This window comes from Staphylococcus arlettae, from assembly GCF_025560845.1.
In the GTDB taxonomy this organism is placed as follows: Bacteria; Bacillota; Bacilli; order Staphylococcales; family Staphylococcaceae; genus Staphylococcus; species Staphylococcus arlettae.
The window spans coordinates 2310299-2332951 of the sequence record NZ_CP094803.1; the positions used below are offsets into that span (position 1 = coordinate 2310299).

Sequence of the window (22653 nt, forward strand, 5' to 3'; positions counted from 1 at the left end):
TGCCAACAAAGTTAGTACTTCATCGAAAGTCTATGAACTGGATGCATCAATGATGTTCGAGCGTTTTTTGCTCGATACCTTGATGTTTTACTGTTTTATATAAGTAATAAAGGTATTTGCCACAGAATATTTATTTTGCACTCCTTTAGTCAGAGCGGTGAAATAAATATAATAGTCAAAAGGATTGCCAATAGGTATTTGTTCAATCATTCCACTTTCAATTAATAAATCTTCTTCCAACATTAAACTCGACACAATACTAACACCTAAACCTTCAGCTACTGTACGTAGCACTACTCCTGGGTTATTTGTGCGAAACACAATTTTTAATGGGCCATAAACCTCTTCAAATTCTTTAAAATTATGTTGATAAAAACTACGATCATATAAAACAAATGGATATTGTTGTATTTCCTCTAAACTCACTACATCTTTTAACACCAATTTAGATTTTTTGGGCACTATTAATTTAAAATCACTAGTCCGATTTAATGAATGCAAGGTTATAGTTGAACTAAGTTGTTCATTATCACGAATACCTATTAAACCAATATCTACTTCATTATTTTCTACCAACCGGATGATATCTTCACGTGAACTTTCAAAAATTTCAACATTTATATGTGGGTAATCTTTCTTAAATGCTGATAATGCCTTAGGGATAATTTTATTGAATAAAGTAGGAATAGTGGCGATAATTAAAGATCCTTTCAAATGAGAAGTCATCGCTTCAACTTCTGCTGACAACTTGTCACGCGAATCTAAAATATCAATAATAAAGGGTATCAATTGTTTACCTTCTGGCGTTGGTAACGTCCCTTTACGTGAACGATGAAACAATGTATAACCTAGTTCTTGTTCTAAATTCGCTATTGATTGACTCATAGCTGACTGACTAATATGAATCGCTTCTGCAGCATGAATCATAGACTCCATTTCGTAAATCTTTTTGACATATGCCAGTTGCTCAAAATTCACCAAATCCCCTCACTTTAGTAAAACTTATATTAATATCACAAATTCCAATTATACATAAGTATATTTTAATTATTATAATATTAATTGTTTTGATATTACAACTAAAAGGAAGGTCTTACTATGTATGACAAACTATGGTCTAAAGATTTTATCTTTATTACTATTGTTAATTTTTTAATGTATCTCATACATTATGCGCTTATTGTGTCCATTACTGTATTCACAATAGAAAAATATAACGCTTCCGAAAGTATGGGAGGATTGGCAGCTGGTATTTTTATCATCGGTATGCTGTTTGGTAGATTATTTGCCGGAAGAATTATAGATAATATGCAACCTAAAAACGTCTTGTTAGGTGGCATTTTATTTTCTATTGTTACGGTAGCATTTTATTTTGCTATACACAGTCTAATTATTTTAATGATAGTTCGTTTATTACATGGCGTTGCATTTGGTTTATCATCCACTGCAACTGGTACTATGTCTTCGCGTATTATTCCCGAAAATCGTAAAGGCGAAGGAATTGGCTATTATGCTTTAAGTGTCACAGTAGCTTCTGCTATCGGTCCATTCGCTGGTATTATTATCAATCAAAATTTAGGCTATCAAGGAAACTTTTTACTTTGCTTGATTGTTATTTTACTAGCATTTGTTGTTGCGTTAAGTATTAAAAAATTACCTTTATCTAAACCATCAACTGACAAAACACGCCCTTCTGGAATACAAGCTTATGTTCAAAAAGAAGCACTACCTATTGCAATGGTCGCAGCCTTAGTAGGTATAGCCTATTCTAGTGTGCTATCATTTATGACTGTTTTCACTGCTAAAATTGATTTGGCAGCCGCTTCCAGTTTCTTTTTTATAGTTTACGCCGTAAGTACATTTGTTACACGCCCTATTACTGGAAAAATCTTTGATCAATACGGAGAAAATAAAATTATGTATCCAGTACTCGTTAGTTTTATCATCGGGTTGATAACGCTAGGAATGACAAATGGTAGTATTGTTTTATTTATTTCTGCGATCTTTATTGGTATTGGCTACGGTACAGTTATCCCTAGTGCGCAAGCCATTGCTATCCAACAGTCACCAAAAGAAAAAATTGGTCTAGCCACATCTACTTTTTATATGTTTGCTGATCTAGGTGCTGGTATTGGACCATTTATTTTAGGCTTCATTATTCCATTTATTGGTTATCGTTATTTATATATTGTCATGGGACTACTCGTTATCGTATCACTTTGTGTTTATTATTTCGTACATGGCAAAAAAGCGTCACAACAACAGTATAATACCTAATAAAATAAATTTAGTGACTGCACCTTTGATAATGTTGATTAGTAGAATAAAATGTACTCATTAAGTATGTTAAAGACTCTATGTCACTGTTCATGTTAATCATAAAAACGCCCAGAACATTATTAATGTTCTGGGCAACATGATCACCGTAGTGACTATATTTTAAAACTTGTCTTTTAAATCATTCGCTTTATCTTTTGCTTTATCTTTTAATTCTTCTTGTTTTTCTTTGTCATCTTTCACTTCATTCACTTTGTCTTCAGCTTGGTCTTTAAATTCGTCAAATTTACTCATTATAAATTCCTCCTTAAGTTGAATGTATATTAACTTTACCACTTATAACTTTATTTAAACTTAATTTTTAAATTTTTTGATAAATCTACTTTACTATATTATCTATAATGCTTATTAATATAAAAAATCATTTTTCTTTAAGTTTTAATTAAGTATTTTATCTATAACTAAATAGACTGCACAACGTAGTGTACAGTCTAGCTCAGTATACACTTCACTGTTCTATATTTAAGTGTTGTGCTATTTCAAATTTTTTATTTTCAAAATCCAAGTTTTGTTGATCGATCGGTTCACCTTGCTCAATTACATGTTTCACATTGTCTAGTTGAAATTGCCATCCAGCAAAATCTAAAATGATGTGCGGAAAAGTATAAGGTAAATATTCTTCTAACGTTAATATCGTACTATTATTGTCTGCTTCTAGCTGAAATTTTACTTCTCCTACATCCCATGTATAACTTATACGTTGGTCCTCAGCAAATTCGGTAATATGCATTGTTTCATAGTTGTCACCTTCTAAATGAAAGTAAATATGTCCGCCTACTGCGCGTTCGTCCACTTCTAATTGTGGAAACCATTGTTGAATACCTTCCGTCGTACTTAAATATTTAAAAACCGTCTGTGGTGTAGCTTCAATATATGTTTTCGCAGTTTGATATGCACCATTGTCATCTTGTGAATATTTAATATCCATTAGAATCCTCCACTCATTAATTGAAATCCATTATATTTATTACCCAGTATTACCACGGCTTAGTGATAAATCTCCACTTTTTTTCACTGCTTTATAATACACTGCAATTAAGAATATAAACCATAATGGTGTGATATACATACCACTGCGTGTTTCAGGTTTAACAGCTAAAATGACTAGCACAAATACGAAGAATATTTGCACAAAATACGCCATCGTTAGACCACCTGGCAATTTGAAGCTACTCGTTTTATGTGATTGAGTTTCATTTTTACTATATTTTACGTAAGCATGCATAATAAACATCCAATTAATAATTAATAATATAGTCGATAAAGATGTAACATAGAAAAATACTTGTGTCGCATTTGGAATGAAGTAATTCATGATTACAGTTATCGACAACAATAGTGGATGCACTTGTTTTTTATCTGCTAATCCAAATAAAATTCTACTATTTGCAAAGATTCCACTGTTACATGAAGATGAAGCAGCAGTTAACACGACGAAATTGATCAATCCTGCCGCGAAAGGTACACCGATTAATGCAAATAATGCTACAAATGGACTGTTATCTGGATTTGCTTGATTCCAAGGTATGATAGACATAATAACAGCCAATGCCCCAACATAAAATATTAAAATTCTAATAGGTACATTGTTTATGGCCTTAGGTATCGTCTTACGTGGGTCTTTCGTTTCACCTGCTGTAATACCCACAATTTCAATTCCAGTAAATGAAAAGACTACCATTTGAAAGGACATTAAAAACCCGGAAGCACCATGTGGAAAAAAGCCGCCATGTGAATATAAATTAGATAAGCCAGTTGTGCCATAATGTGTATTAAAAGCAAAACAAATCATGACAATACCAATGACGATTAATGCAATAATTGTCACTACTTTAATAATAGAAAACCAAAATTCAAGCTCACCAAACATTTTCGTACTTGCCAAGTTCAATGTCATTAAAATTAAAATACACGCAAGAGATGTAATCCAGTTTGGTAATTCTGGCAACCAATATTCAACATATTTGGCAACGGCAGTAATTTCTGCCATGCCAGAAGTAATCCAAGTTAACCAATACGTCCAGCCTGTCAAAAATCCAGCTAATGGCCCTATTTGATCATGAGCAATATCAGCAAATGTTTTATATTGCGTATTAGAAATTAACATTTCCCCATTGCACGCATAAACATAAACAGTACAAATCCTACAATAATGTAGGTCAATAAAATCGAAGGCCCCGTCAAACTAATCGACTGGCCTGCACCTAAAAAGAGTCCAGTGCCTATCGCTCCTCCTATAGCAATCAATTGAATATGTCTATTGCTTAGCTCTCTATTTAACTTATGTGCCATCTAATTCCCCATTTGTTTATTAGATTAAAGTATGCATGATAAATATGTAGTTTATTCAAACCCCTTTTTGAACAAACAATTGTACATTCATAAACATATCTCAACAATACTTTATTGTATAATATTCTTTTTTTCTAAAAAATTCAACAATCTTTAAATTTTATAATATTTTTGTTTATTTAATCAACATTTTACATAAAAATAAATTAATGGCACAACATAGTGATGATAACGCTTACGCTACAATATTTGAAATGGGTAATTATACTATATATAATAATAAACTAACAAAGGGAGTTGATTTCACGATGAAAAATAATATTTATGGTAATGTACCAACTTTTCTAGGCAGCAAGAATTTATCACATGCAACTGAATTAGATACTGATGTCCTTGTTTATGGCGTACCGTTTGAAGGTGAAAGCACTTGGGGAGACTATACTGGAGTGGAATTAGGTCCAAAACAAATTCGTTTATCTTCTGCTCGTTATAGCCAATACTTACCCGAACTTAATCATATTGATGTCAGCAAACATTTATCTATGGGTGACGTGGGAGATGTCCCTTTCGTAGCGCATGACAATAAGCAAAGTTATGACAATATAGAAAGTTTTGCTTACAATTTATGGCAAACGAATAAATTTTTAATCGGCCTTGGTGGCGAACATGGTGTTACATATCCAATCTTAAAAGCATTAACTAAAACGAATAAGCGTGTAGGTATTATACACTTAGATGCACATTACGATAATATGCCCGATCATGAAGGTGAGGAGTATGCTCGAAGCACGCCTTTTATGCGCTTATATGAAACAGAAGGTATTAGAAATGAAAGTATTATCCACACAGGGATTCACGGACCGCGTAACAAACCTGAAACTGGCCAATACGCCGAACAAGCAGGTGCCGTGACTTTAACAATTAATGATATTCGCGAAGCAACAAACTTAAAAAAATTAGCTAAAGATATTTATGCTTTAGCTAGTAAAGATGTAGACGTCGTCTATTTAACTATTTGTAGTGACGTGCTAGATTTCGCCTTCAATCCGGGTGGCCCCGTTGATGGCAACGGCATAACATCTTATGAATTATTAACGTTAATTTATGAATTTGGTAAACTTGGCTTGTGTGGCATGGATTATGTAGAAGTATATCCAATGCAAGATGCCAATCAAAATTCCGCTCATTTTGTCTCTACAGCTGTACTTTACGTATTAGCAGGTCACGCGAAATATTTAGGTAAATTATAGGCCTAAGCAAACAGGGGATGTGATGCTGATGTTGGGTGGTTTTAAAAAAACACTAAAATCTTTAGGTCCAGGAATGATTATTACTGCTTCATTTATTGGCCCGGGTACTGTAACTACCATGACTCAAGGTGGTGCAGGTTTTGGTTATAGCTTATTGTGGGCAGTAGTATTTTCTATCATTGCGACGATTGTATTACAAGAAATGATTATTAGACTTTCTCTTGTCACTCGAGAAGGTTTGGGTGAAGCAATTCAGGAATTGTTTGCCCATAAAATCGGCAAATTTATCATTGTCTGGTTTACACTTATCGCAGTTACTATCGGCTGTGCAGCGTATATCAGTGGAGATTTAATTGGTACCTCTTTAGGTGCCTCTTATTTGTTACATTTGCCTGAGCATTTAGTGGCACCAGTAATCGGTGTAATTATTTTACTTATCGGCTTATTTGGGAATTACCGTTTCTTAGAAAAAATCATGCTTGTATTAATGGTTATTATGGGACTTATTTTTATAATTACGATGGTTGCGATTCAACCTGATGTAATGGGCATACTGCAAGGTGTCTTTGTGCCTTCCATACCAGATGGTTCAATATTCACAGTTATCGCGTTGATTGGTACCACTGTTGTTCCGTACAATTTCTTTATACATTCAACTGCTGTACATGAACGTTTTAAAGATTTAACTGATTTAAAATTTGCCAGATGGGATACTATTATTTCAATTACTATTGGCGGAGTTATTTCTGCCGCCATTTTAATCTCTGCTGCAACTTTAATTAAAGGCGAGGAAGTTACTAGTGTAATTCGGCTAGCGGGACCGCTGAAACCGGTGTTTGGAGATTTTGCTCCTATTATTATTAGTATCGGGTTATTTGCGGCTGGTTTATCTTCTGCCATAGCCTCTCCTACTGGAGCAGCTGCGACAATAAGTAGCTTGTTAGGATGGAAAGGTGGTATGCGCAGCAAAAAATATAAAGCAGTATTCGTTGTTATTATCATCATAGGTATTATTACTTCTGCTTTAGGTTTTGAACCGCTACAAGTATTACTTATTGCACAAGCCTTAAACGGAATTATTTTACCACTTGTTGCCATATTAATCTTAATTATTATTAATAAAAAGAAACTTATGGGCAAATATGCAAATACATGGCAACTTAATATCATTAGTTTTATTGTTGTCTTAGTTGTTACATTTTTAGGTCTTTATAGTTTAATAGATGCCGTTAAGAATATTTTTGCAGCATAATAATTGAGACTGGGACAGAATTAATTCATCCCAGTCTCCTTTCATATTGTCAGTAGATGACTAAGCTAAAATGTGCTTCACATTAAGCTTTTTTCAATTCTGGTCATCCTTACCGAGGGTACGACGAAACCTTTGTAATAAAACGAGATTCTGTCCCACTCCCTCAGTTTATTCTGGCCTAGGAGCTGTCGCCAATTGTGATACCTCACGCATTATCCTCGCCTTTTTATACCCATGAATATCATGTAACTCGTTGTAAGCTTCAAACAATGTTTGATAACGTTCTACTTTAGTTGGGTCTGGCTCAACTTCATAGAGTACTGGCTCCTTCATTGCTTGAATGGCGCTATCAAATGTAGCATGTGCATTACCACTAATCGCCCCTAGTATTGCAGCTCCAATAGCTGGTGCATATTCACTATCGATTACAGTTATTTTTTTGTTGAGCACATTTGCATAAATATCCATCAGCAATGGATTTTTCTTCGGAATACCACCACAAGCAAAAACACGATCTACCGTCATCTGCCATCCTTCATATTGTTGCATAATCATTTTCGTTCCAAATGCTGTAGCTTCCATATAGGCTCTATAAATTTCTGCATGCGTCGTTTTCAATGTCATACCAAACAAACAACCTGTTAACTGACTGTCACTAAGTACGCTACGATTACCATTATGCCAATCAAGTGCGATTAATCCACTTTCACCCGGATAGAGCTGTTCTGCTTTTTGATTTAACACCTCAAAAATCGAAATACCTAGTTGTGTTGCTTCCTCAACATAAGCAGCGGGCGCCTGTTTAGCCACATACTCAAATAAATCTCCTACTGCAGATTGTCCTGCTTCGTACGCATAGATACCTGGAATGATCGCACCTTTTACCGAACCAGAAATCCCTGGCACTTTGTGTTGTGTTTTATTTAACATTAAATGGCAGGTGCTTGTTCCCATCACCATAGTCATTTCTTTATCTTGTTGTGAACCAATGCCTAACAAACTGGCATGAGCATCAATAATAAAAGGACTTACTTGTGTTTCTGGATCTAAACCTAGTTGTTCAGCCATATCTGCGCTAAGTCTTCCTGCAGTCTCACCTATTTTAACAATAGGTGCATCGACTTTAGTACGCACAATTTCTGAAAGTTCTCCATCTACTTTATCGAACAAATCATAATGAAATCCTTCCTCTTCTTCCCAAAACGATTTGAAGCCAAGGCCACAGTTCGATCTAATATTTCTCCCTGTCAGTTTGTTCACAATCCAGTCTCCAGCTTCCATAATATAGCTTGTTGCTGCCATCACCTCAGGAGCTTTATTGTTTACTTCTAAAATTTTAGGAATCATCCATTCACTACTTACATTAAAACCATAATAGCCTAACCAACGATTTTTTTCAGCCAGTGCCGTTGTAAATAATTGATCTGCTTCTGCTTGTGCGCCATGATGTTTCCACAATTTAACATAGGCGTGTGGGTTATTTTGAAACTGTGCTAAATTATGAACTGGTTCTAACGTTTCATCAACAAACATGACAGTTGATGAGGTAAAATCAATACCAATACCCACTATTTCCTTAGGTGAAATAGCTACATCAGCCAACATAGCTGGTATACCTTCATTAATTACTTCCAAATAATCATTAGCATTTTGTAAGGCAAATTCACGTGGTAATTCCACACCATTCAAACTTTTTTCTATCGTACCATGGGTATATGGTTTAACATATTGTGTTACTATTTCTCCAGTTGACGTATTAATTAAAAACACTCGCCCTGAACTTGTCCCAAAATCAATCCCTATACTATAACTCATAAATACCCTCCGTCCTTTTAACATGGAAACGTTTTCTTAAATGATAAGCAAAATCGACTAAAAAATCAATATACACAACGCTTAATAAACAAGTAGCTACATTTTCATTGTTCATTTATGTTTGTTTTTTCTTAATTCATCGCTTATTATATGAAATATAAACAAAAACAAACATTTTCTGAGGTGGTATATGATGAATATTCAATCAACTGCTTATCGTTTAACCGCACCTGGTGTCTTTGAAAAAACTACACTGTCACATGATTTTAATGAAGGCGATATCGTCGTGAAACCGACAAAAGCAAGTATCTGTCATGCAGATTTGCGCTACTATACTGGTAAGCGTCGCCCAGAAGCATTAGCTAAAAAATTGCCAATGGCTTTATTCCATGAAGGTATTGGTGTAGTAGAACAATCCAAACATTCAACTGTAGATGTAGGTGATAAAGTCGTAATCGTGCCCAATATTCCTTCAAGACTGCGTAAAACTAGTTTTCCTACTACTGAACTTTTAGATAATTACGATGAAAATGCATTATTTATGGGCAGTGGATATGATGGCATTTGTCAAAGTCATATGGTAGTTCCCGGTGATAATGTCGTTAAAATTCCGTCAGACTTAAATGAAGATGTCGCTTTATTAGCTGAATTATGTTCAGTTTCTTTATTTCCTATTAATCAGCTACAACAACTTACTACTACAGAAGCACCACAAGTAGCAATTTTTGGTGACGGACCGGTAGGTTACTTAGCAGCCAGTGCACTTCATTTTATATATGATATTCATCCTTCAAACTTAATCGTCTTTGGAGCGGATTCACAAAAACTAGCCGCTTTTGAGTCATTTGCTACAACACACTTAGTATTTGACTATAACTTCACACAACATCGCGGTGTACACACTGTCTTTGAATGTACAGGTGCTCATTTTTCAGAATCTGCAATCAATCAAGCCATTGACTTAATTGAGCGTCAAGGTCAACTTATTTTAATGGGTGTCACAGAAGATTTAGTAGGTATTAATACGCGTGACATTTTAGAAAAAGGATTAACACTGTCCGGTAGTTCACGTAGTACTAAAAGAGAGTTCGAACAGTTAATTGCTGCTTTTGCTAACCCAAACTATCAACAAGTTTTACAACAATTAATTCCTGAACAAGCCTATGATATTTACAATACTGCAGATTTAACTACTGCTATGGAAGATACAGTTCAACATAAAGGCTGGACAAAAACCTACTTACAATATCATTGGTAAGTGAGATTGTACTTTATCGTACACAGCTTTATTACTCTATATTAATATTAAACTGAGGTGTTTTGTATGTTACCAGCTGACAGAGAACAGCGCATCATTAATTTTTTACAAACTAATAAACAAGCTACTGTGCGTACTTTAGCTACTGAATTTAATGTACATGCTGCAACTATTCGTCGTGATTTACACAAACTAGAACAATTCAACCAAATTAAGCGTACACATGGTGGTGTCGTGTTAAATAATACCGAAGTTTGGGATGAACTTAATTTTGATGATCGTGAAACTACTTTTTATGATGAAAAAAGACGTATCGGCCAGAAAGCGGCTGACTTCGTGGATGATAATGACACACTGATTATTGATTCTGGTTCTACAACATTACACTTTGCACATGCTTTAAAATCAAAACACAATTTGACAATAATCACGAATGATATTTATATTGCTTCGTTGTTAAAATCGAGTGGTCATCATATTATTGTTACAGGAGGATCTTTACATCCAGATAATTATGTTTTAAATGGTGCGTTAACGCTAACTAACTTAAGTTCATTCAACCCGCTCAAACTATTTTTAGCTACACCAGCGATTGATGCGCATAAAGGTGTAACGCATTATAATGACACATTAGCTGCAACTAAAAGACAAATGGTCGCTCAAGCAAAAGCGGTTTATGTTTTAGCTGATAGTTCCAAATTCGATAAAGTTTCATTATACTCTGTTTGTAATTCCCAACACATTACTACCTTAATTACTGATAACACGCACTCAGACATTAATTGGGATGATTATCAGGCACATGTCGAACAACTTATAATTATTGATACCCCCACTACTACCTAAGTGCAAAAACAATGTTATTAATAATAGGAAATAAACTTAGTTAGTTTTACTATGTTAGTTTATTTCCTAACAAACAGGTTATTGGTATAATAACTTTATAAATTAACAACGTTGTTATAAAAGGGGCGCTAATTCATGAATACTAATCACACGCACATTTCCTATCCAAATTCCCATACCATTACGTTACAAAATAATGAGCAGACTTTCTATTGTACATTACGTATATTAGAACCACATATCATTAATATGAAACTCACACCTACAGCACCCATTGAGTTACCTACATACACTGTAACTCCTTTCGATACTGTTTTACCTTATGAAGGCTTATCCCGTTATCATACCCAAAACTTTAGCCTCCCTGACTTTACGACAAAACTAGATGCTGACACATTGACTGTTCAAACCGCTCTCCTTAAAGTAATCATCAACACGTCAACTTTGCATTGTGACTGGTATCAACTAAATACAGCTAAACAATGGTTACCATTATTTAGTGATAGAAAAACACAAGCCTATCAACACCATATTGCCGCTACACATCCAACTTGCCACTATATCTCACGTTCGTCTGAAGAACAATATTTTGGTTTAGGCGAAAAAACAGGCGGTGTAGATAAACATGGTCAACGTATGCGTATGACCAATATTGATGCGATGGGTTACAATGCCCAATCTACCGATCCTTTATACAAACATATTCCTTTTTACATTACACACCATCGTGATACTAAACAATCATATGGTTTATTTTACGACGACTATCAACGTTCTGTTTTCGATTTAGGGAAAGAGCTCGATAACTATCATGGTTACTACCGTTATTATGAGACAGCTGCTGACTTTCTCGATTACTATGTGATAGGTGGCAACAGCATTAAAGCAGTTGCTCAACATTTCAGTCAGTTAACTGGACGACCAACACTATTCCCAAGTTGGAGTGCTTCCTATTCAGGTTCTACAATGCAATATACAGATGAACCTCACTCTCAACAACGACTCAACCAATTTTTAACAGACTGCCAGCAGCATAATATTCATGTCCGTTCTTTCCACTTATCTTCTGGCTATACGTCAATCGACGATAAACGCTACGTCTTTAATTGGAACTATGATAAATTTCCGGATCCAAAAGGTTTCGGACAGACATTCACTGACAACAATGTTGAAATTGTTGCTAATATCAAGCCATCTTTAATGCTAAACCATCCTTTATTAGAAGAAGTATTAGCTTTCAATGGTTTTATTACAGACAGTGATGGCAATCCTTTAAAAATTCAATTTTGGGATGACCAAGGTTATTATTTAGATTTTACCAATCCACAAACAATAGCATGGTGGCAACAACAAATTAAAAAACAGTTGCTCGATAACCATATAAATTGTACGTGGAATGATAATAATGAATTTGAAATTTGGGATGATAACGCAACAGTGTATGGATTTAATGGCCAACGTCAACGCTTCAATGACTATCGAGCAGTTATGCCTTTATTAATGTCTATGGCTTCAAGAGAAATTCAACAAACTGCGACAGCTACAGATTATCCATATATTATTAGTCGTTCGGGCTGTGCAGGTATGTCTAAATATGTCCAAACTTGGACAGGCGACAATGCTACAAGCTGGGAATCATTGGAATACAATAACTATATGGCACAAGGATTAAGTCTGTCTGGAGTACATAATTTTGGTCATGATATCGGTGGTTTTTCCGGTCCTAAACCGGACCCTGAATTATTTGTCAGATGGGTGCAAAACGGTATCTTTTATCCAAGATTCTCGATTCATTCTTGGAATAGTGATGCAACGGTGAATGAACCTTGGATGCATCCTTCTGTGATGCCAGAAATCACAGCTGCAATGTTACTCCATGAACGTCTCGTCCCTTATTTTGATAAATTACAACAATTGAGTCACCAAAATTTTGAAGCCATTGTACGCCCTACTTTTTATGATTTTGAAGAGGATACAACAACGTTAACTAATACATCTGCTTGGATGCTTGGACCGGATCTATTGGTAGCTCCAATAGTGGCACAAGGACAGCAACAAAAATCAATTTACTTACCTGCTAATGATAGCGGTTGGATAGACTTCTTTACAAAGCAATATTATGATGGTGGTCAAACTATTACAATACCTGTCACTCTAGGTACTATTCCGATTTTTGTAGTTAACGGTAGCACAATTCCTTTATTAGATGACACTTTAACAGACACCACTCATCATAATTTCTCGTCATAACCTATTATAAAATATTACAGTCACTCTAAAATAAGAGAGTTAGGAACAATTTACTGTTCCTAACTCTCTTTAGTCTGTTTGCTACTTTAATATTTGTTAACCATTAAAGGCTACAGGATTTGGTCCGATACGCTTGTCTTGATTTAATTTATCTAGTGCTGTCATTTTCTCCTCAGATAATTCAAAATTAAATACATCTAAATTTTCTTCTATACGTGTTGGCGTTACTGATTTCGGAATCGTGACTACACCATGTTCTATATTCCAACGAATGATGATTTGTGCGGCAGATTTACCTAATTGTTGTGCAATAGTATTTACAACCTCATCTTGCAAAATTTCGCCATTCATTAATGGTGACCATGATTCCATTCGAATATCTTCTTGCATCAAATAATCTCGCAATGTTGCTTGTGTTAAATATGGATGAAATTCTACTTGATTAATTACAGGCTTAATTGCAGTTTGTGCTTTTAAAGTTTCTAAATGTTCAATATTAAAATTACTCACACCAATATTGCGTACTTTCTTTGTTTGGTACAATGCTTCCATACCTTGCCATGTTTCTACCATTAAAGTACTATTCGTCCCTGGCCAGTGCATCAAATATAAATCTAAATAGTCTAAGCCTAAATTAGTTATTGATTGTTCATAGCCTTGTACAACTTGATTATATCCAAAATCATCTAACCATAATTTTGACGTAATAAATAAATCTTCCCGTTGAATACCAGCTGCTGCTATACCTTCTGCAATCCCTTTACCTACCATTTCTTCATTACCGTATACTAACGCGGCATCGATACTACGGTATCCACTTATAATTGCATGTTTCACCGCATCTTTAGCTGTATTATCATTTTCCACTCTAAATACCCCTAACCCTAATTGAGGCATTAATTGACCGTTATAAAATTTAACTTGTTTCATTGTTACGCTCCTTTAGTTAGCATTGCGCTAAGTTGTGTTCTTTTTCTTTTATATAAAGTACATACATCATTCCACTGGCTACAATAACCATAATGAAGGCAAAAAATGGTGTCATCATTACTGAAAATTGTTCTAATACATAACCACCGATTACTGAGCCAAGTGTAATGCCAACGTTAAATGCAGAAATATTTAAACTTGAAGCAAAATTGACTGTTGCTTTATTATCACGTTCTGCAAATAACACTACAATTAATTGCAAACCTGGGACGTTCATAAAGGCAAATAAACCCATTAATAAAATTGCCAATAACCCTAAAAAGTGTAAATGTGTTGTAAAACCAACGACTAATAATACGAAAGCTTGAATTAAGAAAATCACACTCAATGCTTTCGTAGGTGCTTGGTTAGTAAATTTACCACCAAGGGTATTCCCAATCGCTACCATAACACCGTAAACCACAAGTAATCCCACTACTGCCTGATCACTATAACCTAAAGCATGTGTCAACATAGTTGTTAAATAAGTATAAACAACAAAAGTACCTCCATAACCCAATGCAGTAATTAAATAAACCATCATCAAAGATTTGTTTTTAAAAACTTTTAATTGTTGTGCAATTGGTGTCTGCTCATACTCATTTAAATCCTTCGGCACGACAATTATATTTGCTATTAAGCTGAGTAGCCCTATAAGTGCGATAGTTACAAATGACATCTTCCAACCAAATGTTTGTCCAATCCACGTACCAAATGGCACACCTGTAATCGTTGCAACTGTTAACCCTGTAAACATCATCGCAATTGCGCTAGAACGTTTATCCGCTGATACTAAATCACTGGCAATTGCAGTTGCAATAGACATAAAGACACCGTGCATTAATGCTGATAAAATACGCATGGCCAACAACATACTAAAACTTAATGCAAATGCTGCTAACAGATTTGCTACAATAAAAACCACCATAATACAAATTAATAAATGCTTTCGTTTCATTTTATTAGTTAATGGCGTCAATACTGGTGCACCAATTGTGACACCAATCGCATATAGTGAGACCGTTAACCCTGCCAACGGTAACGTAATACCAAAATCATCTTTAATTAAAGGTAATAGCCCCACGCTAATAAACTCCGTCATTCCAATCGCAAATGCTGAGATAGCAAGTGCTATAATCGCAAAATTGTGCTTTTTCATATTCACCTTTCCTTTCGCTTAACTTAATATGTGTGTTATTATATACGCAACAAAACCAATAAGTAAGTACGAACTTTAAAGTCATATAGATACCTAAAAGTACTGTAGATACTTTAAAGTAACTATAGAGGTGAAAATCATGTTAAGAGAACATTATAATATTGGTGTAGAGGCAACCATTGATGTTTTAGGTGGTAAATGGAAACCAGTAATTTTATGTCATTTAAAAGACAATGGCACGCTTCGTACATCTGAATTAAAACGCGCAATTCCCAACATTACTCAAAAAATGTTGACGCAACAATTACGAGAGCTTGAGGAAGATTGCATCATTGAACGCATTGTTTACCAACAAGTTCCACCTAAAGTTGAATATGTGTTATCTGATTATGGTCAATCTCTTGGCAATCTGCTTTCTACCCTTTGTGAATGGGGAGAATTTCATATCGAAAAAATGTATCAAGAAGGTCGTGATGTATCTTTAGAAAAGCAAGATTTTGTTCATATTCCTTCCAATAGACAACCCAATTAATTGCATATAAATTTTTCAAAGCAAAAGAGCCATGAACATTAATAAATGTTCATGGCTCTTTTTACTATCATTTATGGCATATTTAATACTGCCATGGGATGTCATCAATGGATTTATCCATATGAATTATATCCTACGCATGTACGTGGTACTGGTGGCGGATTTACTACAACGATTAGTAGAATCACCTCAGCTATTAGTACATTTTTCTTCCCTCTATTATTATCACAGTTGGGATTAAGTATTACTTTGTATATTGCAGGTGGGTTACTATTTATTAGTTTTATAGTGTCTTACTTCTTAGCACCAGAAACCAAAAATATGAATTTAACAGAAGCTGCAACCATCACAAAAGCATAAAAAAGGGAGTGGGACAGAAATCTAATTTGATAAAAAGATTTCGTCGTCCCACCCCGGCAAGGATGACTAGCATTGAAAAAAGCTTGGTTTGAAGCGCATTTTCAATACAGTCATCTACTGCCAAAATGCAAAGAGGCTGAGACAGATCAATTTTGTCCCAGTCTCATCTTTTTTATGTCATTGCTATGCTTCAATTCATTAAGTTCATGCTATAGCTTGCATGTTTACACACCAGAATAAGATGAAAAGCCTCCATCAACTGGTACTACAATACCTGTGACGAAACCACTTTGACTGTTGTCCATTAACCAATATAATGTACCTAAAATTTCTTCAGGTTCACCAAAGCGCCCCATTGGAGTTTGCGAAATGATTTTTTCCGCTCGTTCTGAATAAGAGCCATCATCATTACGCAACAGCCCTTTATTTTGTTCAGTCTCAAAAAATCCAGGTGCAATCGCATTGACTCTAATTTTTCCTGCAAAGTATGTTGCTAACCATTGTGTAAAATTACTTACAGACGCTTTTGCACCACTGTATGCTGGAATTTTAGTTAATGGTGTAAATGCATTCATCGATGAAATATTAATAATAGTTCCACCATCTGCTTGCACTATATCTTTACCAAACACTTGTGAAGGCAACACAGTTCCAGTGTAATTTAGTTTAAAGACTTTATCTATGCCTTCCTCAGTTAAGTCGAAGAATGACTTATCACTGTGTTCGTCATAAAATTCATCATCTGTCGTTGCATTGGGATTATTGCCCCCTGCACCGTTGATTAATATATCAATATTACCAAATGCTTGATTAAATAATTGTTTTGCTTGGCTAAGCGCATTTTTATTTAAGACATCTGCGACAAGACCAATTGTGTGTTTGCGTTCAGCATCAATGTCATCTTGTAATTGGACAATTTTATCTTCTGAACGGCCTAAAATCCCAACATTTGCACCTTTGGCTACTAATGCTTTCACAAACGTTGAACCAATTACTCCTGTAGCCCCTGTAATTACTACGTTAACGCCTTGAAATTGTGTCGTCATTCTGGACCCACTCCTTCTATTAAACCATTAATATATGTGGCACCTAACGCACGGTCATAAAGGCCATAACCTGCTTTACCTGTTTCTCCCCAGATCATTCGTCCATGGTCTGGTCGTATTGTACCTTTAAAACCTATGTCGTGTAGTGCTTGTACTATAGCTTTCATATCGACTGAACCTTGTTTTGATAAATGGCCCGTCTCAACAAATGAATATTCTCCCATACGTTTTACATTACGCATATGCATAAAATGAATATGGTCACCGAACGTACGAATCATTGCTGGTAAATCGTTTTCCGCAAGTGATCCAAGTGAACCTGTACAGAAACAAATACCGTTATTTTTACTCGAATTAATAGAGAGCAAACGTTCATAACTGTCTTTATTTTTAATAATTCTTGGAATACCAAAAATAGGCCATGGTGGATCATCCGGATGAATTGCCAGATCAATATCATGTTCTATAGCAGTAGGCAACACATTATCTAAAAAGTAAGTTAGATTTTGCCATAACTGTTCGTCCGAAGTTTGTTGATAAGCTTTGATAAGTTCATTCATTTCTTCACGTGAATAACTTTCATCCCAACCTGGTAAATTTAACTCAGTAGTTAATGGGTCGATATCTTTAATTTGATTGTGATCATATATTAAAGTGTTCGAGTCATCTTGTAACGGGTAATCAAGCTGTGAACGTGTCCAGTCAAAGACTGGCATAAAGTTATACGTTACTGTTTTGATACCATTTTGCGCTAAATTAATTAATGATTCCTTGTAATTTTCAATTAATTGGTCACGATTATCTTTACCTAGTTTAATGTTTTCATGCACTGGTAAACTTTCCACCACTTCAAATTTCAACCCTGCAGCTTCTATTTGCTCTTTTAACTCTTTAATACGTACTGACGACCATACTTCACCTACTGGCACATCATAAATTGCCGAGACAATTTGTTTCATATCTGGAATTTGTCGGATATGCTCTAATGTTACTGGGTCATCTTGACCATACCATCTAAATGATAATTCCATAATTATACCTCCTTAACCTCTTTTACTTTAAATAATCGTACTGCATTGTTATAACAAATGTCCTTCAATATTTGGACAATTGTAGTATTTGTTAAGGCAATTTCACCTTTTTCAATACGTTCTCCAATTAAGTTACATAAAATTCTTCTAAAATACTCATGACGTGTATATGAAGTCATACTACGTGAATCAGTCAACATGCCGACAAAATTAGGTAGTAAACCGACATTGGCATAGTCAATTAAATGTTGCTCCATACCTTCTTTCGTGTCATTAAACCACCATGCAGCTCCAAGTTGTACACGATGTTCACTATTACTAAAGTTACCCGCAGTGGCTTGTACCATCAAATGGTCATTGCCATTATTTGGATAAATAATCGTATCTGATAACGCATTATGCCGTTCTAAATGGTCTAACAAACTGTTTAACGCTTTAGCACTTAATTGTTCTCCTACGCTATCAAAGCCACTGTCTGCACCTACTTGTTGATACATAGATGTATTATTATTACGTGTTGGCCCTAAATGGAACTGGATAACCCATCCTAATTCTTTATAGACCTTACTTAATTCAGTCAAAATATAGCCGGCTAATGCATATTGATCCGCTTCTGATATTGACTCATTAGCTTGTAATGTTTTAAACAACGCTGTAGCTTCTTCAGTTGATAAATGTACTGTTGGTGTATGTTCAAAACTTTGATCTGAACTTAAAGCACCATGTCTATCAAAATAGTAAATTCGTGCTTTTAATGCGGTAATGTATTCCGATAAGTCTTGGATCGTTGTCTCTGTTGCTGTTTCTAGTTGTGACACTTTTTGCCCTAAACTGTCTGCGTTTAAAAACACATAACTATCAGGTCTAAAAGTTGGATATACTTTAAATGGTACTTTGCGATCTGCATTTAATAGTTGATGATATTTCAAATCATCACATGGATCATCAGTCGTACAAACTACCGTAACATTACTTTGTTTAATCAATCCTTGAGGTTTATGCGTTGATTTTTTTAGTGTTTTATTTAACGACTTATATAATTTAGAAATGTTCACTTTATCTAACTGTACATCTTCATTAAAATATCGTTTTAACTCTAACGTACACCAATGGTACATTGGATTCATAATTGAATAAGGTAACATCTCCATAAATGCCTTAAACTTGAAGTAGTCATCTGCAGCACCTGTAATGTAATCCTCTTCAATACCATCTGCACGCATTAAGCGCCATTTATAATGGTCTCCTGCCAACCACAATTGTGTGATGTTGTCATAGTTTTTATTTTCATAAATTTCTTGTGGATCTAAATGACAATGAAAATCGAAAATTGGTGTGTCTTTTATTTGCTGATACAACTTTACTGCTGTTTTATTATTTAATAAAAAATTATCATTAATTAATGTCATATTAGAGCTCCTTTGCTATAGTCCAAGTAATTTCGGTAAGAATAATGAAAGTTGTGGAATAAATGTTACTAACAATAATAAAATAATGAGCATTACGAAATATGGTACTAAATATTTAAAGACATTTTCTACACGTACCCCACCAACACTAGCACCAACAAATAAAGCACTACCTACAGGAGGTGTAATGTTACCGATACATAAGTTAAAGGCAATAATAATACCAAAGTGAATTGGATCTAAACCAAGCACTTCCGAAATAGGTAAGAAAATTGGTGTAAATATTAATACAGCTGGTGTAATGTCCATAAATGTACCAATAATTAATAAGATTACATTCATTAATAACAGTAATAATATTGGATTATCTGTGATAGATAAAATACTGTTAGATATAGCTTCCGGTAAACCTGTATAACTCATAACGAGTGAAAACAGTGCGGATGCAGTAATCAAAAATAAGATCATCCCTGTAATTTCTGCTGTTTCTTTGATGACGTTAGGAATATGTTTTAGTTTCAAACTTCTATAAATAAGTGATAATACTACTGAGTAGAGTACTGCTACAGCGGCACCTTCTGTTGCTGTAAAGACGCCGACAACAATACCACCAATAACAATAATAATAAGAAGTAAACTTGGTATGGCATCTAACGTTAAAAATAGTTTATCTTTCCAACTAATTTTTTCAGAAACTTTATAGCCAGCTCGTTTCGCCATGATGAAAGCCACAACCATACAAGCAAGTCCCCATAAAATACCAGGAATATAACCTGCAATAAATAGCGCTGCTATTGATGTTCCTCCACTTACTAAGGAGTAAACAATTAATAATGAACTGGGTGGAATTAATAACCCTGATGGCGCTGATGCAATATTGGCTGCTGCTGAGTATTCTTTTTTATAACCTTGCGTTTGTTGCATTGGCCCCATAATACGTCCCATAGCCGCTGCTGCCGCCACACTAGAACCTGAAATTGAGGCAAAAAGCATATTACCAACAATGTTAGTATGTGCTAAAGATCCCGGCATACGTCCTACCAACACTTTAGCGAAATTAACTAATCGAAACGCTATACCACCATTATTCATAATGATACCCGCTAATACGAAAAGTGGAATTGCTAACATGGTAAAGTCATCAATACCGGTTACCATACGCTGAGCTGCGGTCACAATCGTGACATCAAATGGTAAAATCAATAGCAAAGTAATAATGGAACTTAAAATAATCGCTAATGCAATCGGCAAACCATATAACAAGAAGAAAAAGAATGTGATAAAAAGTACTAAACCTGCAATAATTGTCATGCTGTGCCGCCCCCTTCTTCTCCTTCTTTCACAGTTGCTAATTCATTTTTATCTAGTAAATTGTAGATTGAGTAGAAAATCACGAACACACCAGATACTGGTAAAGCACTGTACATTGCTGCCATTGACATTCCAGTTGATGGTGCTATTTGGTTCCAAGTAAGATGAACTACTTCGTAGCCTCCCCAAATCATCAAGACTAAGGCAATTAATATAATAACGATATCCCCTATTTTCTCCATTACGAGTTGCACTTTTGAAGGTAACAATTCTCTGACAAACAAAATAGCGATATGTTTTTTAACACCAAATACATAACTTGCACTTAATAATGCGAACCAAATCAATAAGAAGCGTACAATTTCTTCACTCATCGTACTCGGCGCGTTAAAAATAAAACGCGCTGCTACTTGATAAATCGATAAAATAACCATAACGATTAAGGCCAATCCCGCTAATGTCAGAAGGAGCTTATCAATGATCAGCTTTGCTTTGTTCATATTTTTTCTCCTCCTTCTCAATTAACTCATAATCGCTTTTCGTTTTAGGATCTTCTGCGAAAGATTGTCGTAAATCTTTAGAAGCATCTTTGAATGACGATTTATCTACTTGATGGAACTTAACACCCATCTCATTTTTGGCTTTTTTCTTCGCTTGTTTCACTTCTTCATCCCATAATTTTTCATGCTTTTCTGTCGAATATGCTGCTGCATCTTTTAACCATTTTTGTTGTTGTGTAGATAACTCATCGTAAGTCTCTTTGTTCATAATTAAAATATCGGGTACAATCGCATGTTCCGTATAATGATAATTTTTAGCAACTTCACCATGATTGTTAGTTGTTAATGATGTTTCATTATTTTCAGCTGCATCGATAACACCTGATTGTAAAGCGGTGTATACTTCACCATAATCCATCGGTGTTGGTGTTCCGCCGAGTGATTTTATTAAAGCGACACTTGTTTTACCAGGTTGCACACGTGTTTTCAAACCATCAAGGTCATCACTATTTTTGATTTCTTTATCTTTTGTGTAAATATTACGTACACCAGCATCATAAAATGTAACGCCTAAAAAACCATTGTCTTTCGTAGAATTAAAGAACGCATCTTGTACTTTTGGTTCTCTCATGACATGACGATAATTTTCTTGTGATTCAAATAAATATGGCATATTGAACAGTGAATATGATGGTGAGAAACTTTCTAATGCGCCTGCAGATACTTTAGTCATTTGTATTGCATTTGTTTGTGTCATTTCAATAGCTTCTCGTTCACTACCGAGTTGTCCATTTGGATATATTTTCACTTTCAATTGACCTTTAGATTCTTTTTCTAGTTTCTTTTTAAATATCGTTAATGATTTGTGTACTGGATGTTCTGTAGGCTGATTATGCGCTAAAACAATCGTTTTACTTTGTTGTTTTTCATCTTTGTCACTTGCTTGTACAGACGACATACTAACGAGTAACGCTAACAATATGAATGCGCTTACAACTTTAAATAAAATTTTTTTCATCCTATTCCCCCTAATAGA

Annotated in this window: 20 protein-coding genes and 1 pseudogene; 8 read left to right on the top strand and 13 right to left on the bottom strand. The window is 34.8% G+C overall.

Features of this window, described 5'->3' with window-relative positions:
* Positions 1 to 87 precede the first annotated feature (87 nt).
* On the bottom strand, positions 88 to 978 hold the full coding sequence (locus MUA37_RS11345; RefSeq protein ID WP_262624606.1) for a LysR family transcriptional regulator: 891 nt from the start codon (positions 976 to 978) through the stop codon (positions 88 to 90).
* Between the two features lie 120 nt (positions 979 to 1098).
* Between MUA37_RS11345 and MUA37_RS11350 the strand changes: the two genes are divergently transcribed.
* Entirely contained in the window at positions 1099 to 2277 is a 1179-nt protein-coding gene (locus tag MUA37_RS11350) for an MFS transporter (protein WP_021459871.1), read from the top strand.
* 162 nt (positions 2278 to 2439) lie between these two features.
* Here MUA37_RS11350 and MUA37_RS11355 read toward each other — a convergent pair whose 3' ends face one another.
* The 3 genes and pseudogenes from MUA37_RS11355 to MUA37_RS11365 all read right to left on the bottom strand — a co-directional run bounded on the left by MUA37_RS11355 (position 2440) and on the right by MUA37_RS11365 (position 4629).
* The gene (locus MUA37_RS11355) at positions 2440 to 2571 is read right to left on the bottom strand and encodes a hypothetical protein (protein ID WP_002509501.1); all 132 of its coding nucleotides are present in this window, start codon (positions 2569 to 2571) and stop codon (positions 2440 to 2442) included.
* Positions 2572 to 2785: 214 nt separating this feature from the next.
* Positions 2786 to 3265, bottom strand: a complete 480-nt coding sequence (locus MUA37_RS11360; RefSeq protein WP_002509500.1) for an SRPBCC domain-containing protein — start codon at positions 3263 to 3265, stop codon at positions 2786 to 2788.
* Positions 3266 to 3304: 39 nt separating this feature from the next.
* Positions 3305 to 4629, bottom strand: a pseudogene (locus MUA37_RS11365) (amino acid permease).
* Positions 4630 to 4937: 308 nt separating this feature from the next.
* Between MUA37_RS11365 and MUA37_RS11370 the strand changes: the two are divergent.
* Together MUA37_RS11370 and MUA37_RS11375 are read left to right on the top strand one after the other, a co-directional pair.
* Positions 4938 to 5879 (top strand): agmatinase family protein, encoded by a 942-nt coding sequence (locus MUA37_RS11370; protein ID WP_262624607.1) that lies wholly within the window; start codon positions 4938 to 4940, stop codon positions 5877 to 5879.
* Between the two features lie 28 nt (positions 5880 to 5907).
* Positions 5908 to 7131, top strand: a complete 1224-nt coding sequence (locus MUA37_RS11375) for an Nramp family divalent metal transporter (protein ID WP_262624608.1) — start codon at positions 5908 to 5910, stop codon at positions 7129 to 7131.
* Between the two features lie 168 nt (positions 7132 to 7299).
* Here the strand turns inward: MUA37_RS11375 and MUA37_RS11380 are convergent, their stop codons facing one another.
* Positions 7300 to 8946 (bottom strand): ribulokinase, encoded by a 1647-nt coding sequence (locus MUA37_RS11380; protein WP_262624609.1) that lies wholly within the window; start codon positions 8944 to 8946, stop codon positions 7300 to 7302.
* Between the two features lie 193 nt (positions 8947 to 9139).
* Between MUA37_RS11380 and MUA37_RS11385 the strand changes: the two genes are divergently transcribed.
* The 3 genes from MUA37_RS11385 to MUA37_RS11395 all read left to right on the top strand — a co-directional run bounded on the left by MUA37_RS11385 (position 9140) and on the right by MUA37_RS11395 (position 13300).
* Positions 9140 to 10204, top strand: a complete 1065-nt coding sequence (locus MUA37_RS11385; RefSeq protein WP_262624930.1) for an alcohol dehydrogenase catalytic domain-containing protein — start codon at positions 9140 to 9142, stop codon at positions 10202 to 10204.
* A gap of 66 nt (positions 10205 to 10270) precedes the next feature.
* Positions 10271 to 11050, top strand: coding sequence for a DeoR/GlpR family DNA-binding transcription regulator (locus tag MUA37_RS11390; protein WP_002509494.1), 780 nt, complete (start codon positions 10271 to 10273; stop codon positions 11048 to 11050).
* A 135-nt stretch (positions 11051 to 11185) separates the two neighbouring features.
* Positions 11186 to 13300, top strand: coding sequence for a glycoside hydrolase family 31 protein (locus tag MUA37_RS11395; RefSeq protein WP_262624610.1), 2115 nt, complete (start codon positions 11186 to 11188; stop codon positions 13298 to 13300).
* A gap of 96 nt (positions 13301 to 13396) precedes the next feature.
* Here the strand turns inward: MUA37_RS11395 and MUA37_RS11400 are convergent, their stop codons facing one another.
* Positions 13397 to 14230: an aldo/keto reductase gene (locus tag MUA37_RS11400; protein WP_262624611.1), complete on the bottom strand. Its 834-nt coding sequence runs from the start codon at positions 14228 to 14230 to the stop codon at positions 13397 to 13399.
* Positions 14231 to 14246: 16 nt separating this feature from the next.
* The gene (locus MUA37_RS11405; RefSeq protein WP_262624612.1) at positions 14247 to 15428 is read right to left on the bottom strand and encodes an MFS transporter; all 1182 of its coding nucleotides are present in this window, start codon (positions 15426 to 15428) and stop codon (positions 14247 to 14249) included.
* A 139-nt stretch (positions 15429 to 15567) separates the two neighbouring features.
* On the opposite strand from MUA37_RS11405, the gene MUA37_RS11410 reads away from it, so the two are divergent.
* Both MUA37_RS11410 and MUA37_RS11415 read left to right on the top strand, forming a co-directional pair.
* On the top strand, positions 15568 to 15960 hold the full coding sequence (locus tag MUA37_RS11410; protein ID WP_002509489.1) for a winged helix-turn-helix transcriptional regulator: 393 nt from the start codon (positions 15568 to 15570) through the stop codon (positions 15958 to 15960).
* A 51-nt stretch (positions 15961 to 16011) separates the two neighbouring features.
* Positions 16012 to 16320 (top strand): MFS transporter, encoded by a 309-nt coding sequence (locus MUA37_RS11415; RefSeq protein WP_262624613.1) that lies wholly within the window; start codon positions 16012 to 16014, stop codon positions 16318 to 16320.
* Between the two features lie 224 nt (positions 16321 to 16544).
* Here MUA37_RS11415 and MUA37_RS11420 read toward each other — a convergent pair whose 3' ends face one another.
* From MUA37_RS11420 to MUA37_RS11445, 6 genes are read right to left on the bottom strand one after another with little or no spacing between them, the layout of a single operon-like run.
* Entirely contained in the window at positions 16545 to 17366 is an 822-nt protein-coding gene (locus MUA37_RS11420) for an SDR family oxidoreductase (protein WP_002509487.1), read from the bottom strand.
* On the bottom strand, positions 17363 to 18397 hold the full coding sequence (locus MUA37_RS11425) for a mannonate dehydratase (protein WP_262624614.1): 1035 nt from the start codon (positions 18395 to 18397) through the stop codon (positions 17363 to 17365). Before MUA37_RS11425 ends, MUA37_RS11420 begins: the two co-directional genes overlap by 4 nt.
* 2 nt (positions 18398 to 18399) lie before the next feature.
* The gene (gene uxaC, locus MUA37_RS11430; RefSeq protein WP_262624615.1) at positions 18400 to 19806 is read right to left on the bottom strand and encodes a glucuronate isomerase; all 1407 of its coding nucleotides are present in this window, start codon (positions 19804 to 19806) and stop codon (positions 18400 to 18402) included.
* Between the two features lie 15 nt (positions 19807 to 19821).
* A complete protein-coding gene (locus MUA37_RS11435; RefSeq protein WP_193325157.1) occupies positions 19822 to 21117 on the bottom strand; it encodes a TRAP transporter large permease in 1296 nt (431 codons plus the stop codon).
* Positions 21114 to 21617, bottom strand: a complete 504-nt coding sequence (locus MUA37_RS11440; RefSeq protein ID WP_002509482.1) for a TRAP transporter small permease — start codon at positions 21615 to 21617, stop codon at positions 21114 to 21116. The genes MUA37_RS11435 and MUA37_RS11440 overlap by 4 nt, the downstream gene beginning before the upstream one ends.
* Positions 21592 to 22635: a TRAP transporter substrate-binding protein gene (locus MUA37_RS11445; protein ID WP_103388448.1), complete on the bottom strand. Its 1044-nt coding sequence runs from the start codon at positions 22633 to 22635 to the stop codon at positions 21592 to 21594. The genes MUA37_RS11440 and MUA37_RS11445 overlap by 26 nt, the downstream gene beginning before the upstream one ends.
* Positions 22636 to 22653 lie beyond the last annotated feature (18 nt).